General features: G+C 62.4%; 4 protein-coding genes and 2 pseudogenes. 5 read left to right on the top strand and 1 reads right to left on the bottom strand.

The genetic code is table 11. The features are described 5' to 3' along the window. The 5 genes and pseudogenes from R5H23_RS16185 to R5H23_RS16165 form a co-directional block, all read left to right on the top strand. Positions 1-1,664 (top strand): annotated as a pseudogene (locus tag R5H23_RS16185) (lactate dehydrogenase); the annotation flags it as partial. A gap of 134 nt (positions 1,665-1,798) precedes the next feature. Beyond that, entirely contained in the window at positions 1,799-2,152 is a 354-nt protein-coding gene (locus R5H23_RS16180; protein WP_317216042.1) for a hypothetical protein, read from the top strand. Next, positions 2,149-2,457: a hypothetical protein gene (locus R5H23_RS16175; RefSeq protein WP_317216041.1), complete on the top strand. Its 309-nt coding sequence runs from the start codon at positions 2,149-2,151 to the stop codon at positions 2,455-2,457. The genes R5H23_RS16180 and R5H23_RS16175 overlap by 4 nt, the downstream gene beginning before the upstream one ends. 189 nt (positions 2,458-2,646) lie before the next feature. Next, on the top strand, positions 2,647-3,072 hold the full coding sequence (locus R5H23_RS16170; RefSeq protein ID WP_317216039.1) for a hypothetical protein: 426 nt from the start codon (positions 2,647-2,649) through the stop codon (positions 3,070-3,072). 44 nt (positions 3,073-3,116) lie between these two features. Continuing rightward, complete coding sequence (locus tag R5H23_RS16165; RefSeq protein ID WP_317216038.1) at positions 3,117-4,979, top strand: ParB/RepB/Spo0J family partition protein; 1,863 nt, start codon at positions 3,117-3,119, stop codon at positions 4,977-4,979. Between the two features lie 113 nt (positions 4,980-5,092). On the opposite strand, the pseudogene R5H23_RS16160 reads toward R5H23_RS16165, so the two are convergent. Beyond that, positions 5,093-5,784, bottom strand: a pseudogene (locus R5H23_RS16160) (hypothetical protein); the annotation flags it as partial.

Raw genomic sequence — 5,784 nt, 5'->3', positions numbered from 1 at the left:
TGGCCATGTACCGGCATTTCGCGGACGTCGTGCAGCAGGACGACCTGCGCCAGTACGTGAAGCTGCCTGAAGTCGCCACGGGCAGCCGCCAGATCGTGGTCGCAGACAGCGGACCCGCCTTTCGCGATTACCAGAAGGAGCTGGAAGCGCGGATCAAGGTGATCGAGGAGCGCAAGGGCAAGCCGCAGAAGGGTGAGGATATCATCCTGTCCGTGATCAACGATGCGCGTCACGCCGCGATTGATCTGCGTTTTGTCCGTTCCTGGGAGGACAACGACACCAGCAACAAGCTGAACGTCATGATCGCGAGGGTCTTCGACATCTGGAAGGCGACGAGCGAAAACCGCTACACCGATCCCGATACCGGCAAGCCGTATGATCTGCCCGGGGCCGTGCAGATGATCTTCTCGGATCTGGGTACGGAAGCCGCGCTGGAGAAACGGGGCTTCTCGGCCTATCTGTGGATCCGCGACGAGCTGATGCGGATGGGGGTGCCGCGCGAGCAGATCGCCTTCATGCAGCACTACAAAAAGAGTGCGGCCAAGCAGGGACTGTTCCGGGATCTCAATTCCGGGCGCAAACGCATCCTGATCGGCTCAAGTGCGACGATGGGCACGGGCGTGAACGCACAGCAGCGTCTGATTGCCCTGCACCATCTGGATGTGCCCTGGCTGGTGGCCGACATTATCCAGCGTGAGGGACGGATCGAACGCCAGGGCAACCAGAACCCTGTGATCCAGATTTACGCCTATGCCCTGAAAGGCTCAGTGGATGCCACGAACTGGCAGCTTCTGGAGCGCAAGCAGCGCTTCCTGTGTCTGGCCATGTCGGGAGACCGGTCGATCCGCCGTCTGGAGGATATCGGCGAGAGTGCGAACCAGTTTGCCATGGCGAAGGCACTGGCCTCGGGCGACGAACGCCTGATGAAAAAGGCGGGACTGGAAGCGGAGCTGGCCCGTCTGCGTCGTCTCAAAGCCGCCCATTACGACGACCAGTTCAACGTGCGTCGCGCGATCGAGCGGGCCGAGCGTGATCAGAGGGTGGCCGAAGCCGTTATTCCGAAGATCCGGGCGGATATCGCGAAACGCCAGTCGACACGGGGGGAGGCGTTCCAGCTTGTGCGCAAGTCGGATGTGATGACCGAGCGGCAGGATGCCGGCAGGTGGCTGATGGGTCAGGCGCGCACCGCCAAACGTGCCGAGCAGAAGGGCCGGTGGAGACTGGGCGAGATCGGCGGGTTCGAGCTGGTGTGTGAGACCTGGAGCTCGACCTTCATGGGTGAGACGGAATGGGACGCGACCATCGCCATCGTGGCCGAGGACCGGATGATCGGGATCGACTTTGATCACGACACCGCGCCGCTCGGGTTCATCGCCCGCATCGAGAACACCCTGCTGCGGTTCGACAGCGAGCTTGCGGATGCGCAGCGTGTGGTTGCCGAGACGGAGCGCAAGCTGCCCGGCTACCGCGCCCGTGACGGGATGCCGTTCCGCGAGGCCGCACTTCTGGAGGAGAAGGAGGAGGAAATGGCGTCTCTGGAGGCGGATCTGGCCGAGGATACAGCGCGGCGGGAGGCGGATGCCGCCGAGGCACTGGCCGCGATGGAGAGCCTGAGCGTCAACGACAATGGGGGAGAAGGCGAGGAAGAAGAAGCGGCAGCATAAGAAGAGGGAAAGGGGCGGGCATGGCCCGCCCGGTGCGGCAAGGCTCAGGCCGGGCGCGCTGGCGCGCGGCCTTGCCGCACCGGGCAGCCCCTGCATCCGCGGAGAGGTTGAAAGAGAACTCAGAGGAAGAGAGCATGTGCGACCATCAGACGTCCCCGCAAACCACGACCGTCTCCAAAGTTCTGTGCGGCCTGCGCGTGGAAATTTTCACGTATCCGAGCGGTGAGGTGCTCCTGCGCACCGTGGACGCCTATCCCGTCAACCGGAATGACTGGCACGGCCCGTATGCGGATGCCGCTCAGGCCGAGGCCGACTTTGTGGACCGCCATGCACTGCCTGTGCTGACACCCGAGGAGGTCAGACGCAGGCGTCGGAATGGGACACTTTCGAAGACGCGCGAGTATGGCGAGATGGTTCTGGCTTTTCATCGCTGGACAGGGGCGACCTGTCTGACCCCGTTCATTGTCCGGCTGGAGGCCCGGGCATGAGCGAAGTCCTTCCGACGTCCGCGGGCGTCGTCTGCCGGCACCTGGATCTCAGTACCGGGCATCTTCCGGTCGCAGAACGCGATGCGTGCGAGCTTTATCTCAGCAGCGGGGGCACAGCAGGGCGAAGCTGTCTTGGTGGGCCTTATGGCTGGATGATTTATGTTCCCACCGAGGCGGAGGACGTCCCGCAGGACGTGTCTCTTGAACTGGCCGCCCTGATGGTTCAGGCGCGAGAGCAGGGCTGCCATTACATCCACTTCGATCGGGACGGGTCGATCGACGAGACGCTGCCTTTTTACGACTGAACCGCCACCGCCTTGCCTGCCTCAGGGAGAAGAGAAGGGGGCGGGAAAACAAGCGGAAATGAGAGAGGGAGCCGCCACAGGTCGCGGCTCCGCGCAAGGCTCAGGCCGGGCGCGCTGACGCGCGGCCTTGCGCGGAACCACGCCCCGTGCCCGCGCCGAGATCATCACGACAGAAAAAAGGAGAGAGGCGTGTCAGACCCGGCAGGACAACCCGCGGCCGAAGTGGCGCTCAGAGCAAACCTGACGCTGATCTTTGACGCGATGCAGGCGCATGGCGTGAAGATGGTCAAAGTTGAGTACGAGGCCAAAGAAGGCTGGTGGACAACGCTTCATGTGACAGCGGACGACAGTCCGGATCTGTTCGAAGACCTGTCCCTTGAGAAGGCCGTTGCAGCGCTTGGACCTGACCAGACGATTGCCCCTCTGTTTCCGAACAGCTTTGACCTTGTGGTCTGGCACTGCGTCGAAACCGTTATCCGGCGCGTGCAGGCCGATTACGACACCGATGAAGACGGGTCTTACGGCTCGGCCACGCTGACGCTGGAAACGCGGCAGCTTGAGGTCGAGCATATCGAGCGTGTGGTCTCCCACCTCGCGCACAGCCTGACCGCCTGACTTCCCTCCCCCACGACACCCTTACGACATCACTGGAGCCCATCATGGACGAACTGCGCCTTGTCGATCCCAACACCCTTGTCGACAATCCGGAAAATCCGCGCAAAGCAGAAAGCAGCCAGGACAGTATCCGACGCTTTGCGATGAACATTTTGCAGGTGGGACTCATTCACCCGCCAAAAGTGCGGGAGCTGGAAGACGGGCGTCTGATGATCATAGCGGGTCATCGCCGGAAGCGGGCCTCCATCTATGCCGGACTTTCCCAAATTCCGGTTCATGTGACGCACGAAGAGAGCAAGCACGAAGCCCTGGCGGCGGCCAGTGAGAACATGATCCGCGAAGGCATGTCTGAGCCGGACCAGTGGCGTGCCGTGACCCGGATGCGCGAAGACCTTGGCTATACCGACCAGCAGCTTTGCGTGGCCCTCATGGTGACACCAGCTTACCTCAAGGGGCTGACCCTGCTCGCGAAGCTGCATCCGCCCATCCTGCACGCCATCGAAATTGGCCGCGGCCCCGACCTGAAAGAGCGTCGGACTCTGGCCCTGTCGTCTCTGGAGGATCAGGCCGCGGCCTGGGCTGAGATGTTCGCCGAGAGCGTGGAGGAGGGAGAGGACCCGGCCGGGTATCGTCTCAACGCCAAGGATCCGGAGGATACCTTGAACTGGCGCGACTTCACCTGGCACCTGCGTCAGGAGGAGTGGTATGCGCGTGATGCCCGGTTTGACGATGCGCTGGCGCAAAAGCATGGCGTCGTCTGGACCGAAGATCTGTTCGGGCAGGGCAGTGAGGACAATCGCTACGTCACGGATGCAACCGCGTTTCGGGCGGCGCAGGAAGACTGGATTGCCGAGCATCGTCCCGAAGGAACGCTCGCGATCGAGACGGACGAGTATGGGTCTCCCCTCCGCCCTCAGGGCTATAACTTCGTCACGAACTGGATGGGCCAGCAGGAGACCGATGTTGTCGGATACTGGCTCAATCGGAGTACCCTGAAAGTCGAAGAGCGGAAGTTCCGCTACACGGGTGAAGAAACCGTCCGCTCCGAACCGCGCGTGGTGGAGCAGACGCCACCCCCAAAGAAGGAGCGCGCTGACATCTCCGGCACGGGTCTGAAGATGATCGGCTCCGTGCGGACTCTCGCGCTGAAAAAGGCCCTGCAGGCGAAAAGCGAAGATGCGGATCCGTGGGATCTGGTGGCCGGCCTGCTGCTCGCACTGAATGCCAATAACGTCCATATTTACGGTTCATCAGGCCGGTCGCCTTATGAGAACGCGGTGAAGACCGCCATGGAAGCGCTGTTTCCGGAAGGCGAACTGGTGCGTGATGAAGCGCTCATCCGCCGCCACGCGCTGGAAAGCCTCGGAGGCTTCATGAACTGCGAGGTCAGCATGCACTCCGGCTCCGGCATGGCAGCGGAATTGCTGGGCTGTCTGTTCGACGCGGATACTCAAATGCCGAGCATGGCTGATGAGGACTTCCTGAAGACCTACAGCAAGCCCGGCATCACCAAGGCGGTTCAGGCGCATGGGCTCGCACCACTCAACACAGGCAAGGAGATGCGGGCCGCCCTGCTGAACGCCGTGGGAGACGGGCACTGGGTTCCGGAGGCCGCAGGCTTTGCGCAGGCGATTGGCGTCTGGACCGAGGAGGTTCGAAACAGGCAGGCCCGCCGCGCGAAATGGGCCGCCCTGAATGACGATCTGGAAGTCGAGGATGAAGACGGCCTGGAGTGCGCTGATCCGGAGGATCTGGAAGACGTGATGGACGAGGAGGGTGGAGAGGACGCTCGCGATCCAGACGTCGCGGAGGATGAGCCGGCAGAAAAACCGGACCTCGTGGTGCCCCAAGAACTGGTGGCCATGCAGGCCGCCATGGGAGGGCGGCTGGAGATCCTTCGGATCTGAGGCCGCACGCGGCCACGACTAGACCTGACATCAGGCGGCACTCAGAAGAGCGCCGCCTGTTTTGTAAGCAGACAGAAGAAAGAGCCCTTATGGCAGACTATTTTTCGAGGTTCTCAGTGTTGATCCCGTTCCGGAGCGTTGAGGCGCGCGCCTGCGCGCTCGCGCTTCAGGAGGCGCACAACGCACAATGGGGAAAGACCCAGCCATGCACCACCGAGCCTTTTTACTTTGGTGCAGAAGAGAAGCCTGCCGAGGCTGATGGAACGGCCCCTCTCTGGGTGAGCGATCAGGGCTGCGGTAATGAGGAGAGCGTGATCGCCTTTGTTCAGGAATGCGCCCGCCAGAAGCTGTGTGTCGGGAGCCGGTGGTCCTTTGTGTGGAGCCACGATTGCAATCGTCCCCGACTGGATGCTTACGGCGGCGGCGCCTGTGTCATCGATCTTGAAACCGGAGAGCGCATCGCGTCGCTTGATCTCGCTGAGATGGCGGACGCGATTGCCAACGGCAGACGTGACACTGTGCGTATCGATGTCGGGATGGCCGCGACGGCGCACGACGTGCTCTGTCTGGAAATGGCGGCCGCCGCGCGAAATGATGACCTTGCCGAGGATCTCAAAGCGCTGACACCGATCGTGCAAGCCCTCAAGGCTGTGTCGGAGCGGAAGACCATAACCCTGAGCGGCTTCGGACCGGACTGAACAACAGGAAAAGAAGAGAGAGAAAAAGGAGAGAGGGGCGGGTGCCAGAGCCTGTCTGTCGCCGCAAGGGGTGGTGTCCTCGGCTGACGCCTGCGGGACCGCCGCTG

Source organism: Gluconobacter sp. GP1 (assembly GCF_032913585.1).
GTDB lineage: Bacteria > Pseudomonadota > Alphaproteobacteria > Acetobacterales > Acetobacteraceae > Gluconobacter > Gluconobacter cerinus.
The sequence above is the reverse complement of the archived record's forward strand: the minus strand, read 5'-3'. Positions and strand labels throughout refer to the sequence as shown.

What these genes read in the sequence shown, in the direction of transcription:
- R5H23_RS16165 (WP_317216038.1), top strand. Translation starts at nt 3,117, where the DNA reads ATGGACGAACTGCGCCTTGTCGATCCCAACACCCTTGTCGACAATCCG.
- R5H23_RS16180 (WP_317216042.1), top strand. Translation starts at nt 1,799, where the DNA reads ATGTGCGACCATCAGACGTCCCCGCAAACCACGACCGTCTCCAAAGTT.
- R5H23_RS16175 (WP_317216041.1), top strand. Translation starts at nt 2,149, where the DNA reads ATGAGCGAAGTCCTTCCGACGTCCGCGGGCGTCGTCTGCCGGCACCTG.